At 44.4% G+C, this 306-nt stretch carries 1 rRNA gene; it reads left to right on the top strand.

Annotated elements, in window-relative coordinates:
- Positions 1-191 precede the first annotated feature (191 nt).
- A 5S ribosomal RNA gene (gene rrf / locus ACP6L2_RS18175) occupies positions 192-303 on the top strand.
- Positions 304-306: the final 3 nt, after the last annotated feature.

Below are 306 nucleotides of genomic sequence, written 5' to 3'. Positions count from 1 at the left end.
AGGTGTAAAGGTTGAGAGACCAAAGCCGAGTGGTACTAATAACCCGAAGCTTTCCAATGCGGATAGAACTGTTGTCCTCTCTCTTTTTTATCTTTTCTTCCAATAACATGTCAATTAGTAGTTGGTATTTAGTATTTAAACCCCTTATGGGCGAGAGTGCTTGATCGCGATATCCAATGCTTAAAAGATATTCAGGTGCCTATATCGGCGGTGTCCACCTCTTCCCATTCCGAACAGAGAAGTTAAGCCCGCCAGAGCCGATGGTATTGCCGTAACAGGTGGGAGAGTAGGTCGGTGCCTAATTTT

Origin of the sequence: Sphingobacterium lactis, assembly GCF_051951495.1 — a bacterium.
Lineage (GTDB): Bacteria > Bacteroidota > Bacteroidia > Sphingobacteriales > Sphingobacteriaceae > Sphingobacterium > Sphingobacterium lactis_A.
Note: the sequence above shows the minus strand (reverse complement) of the source record. Positions and strands in the feature narration are given on the sequence as shown.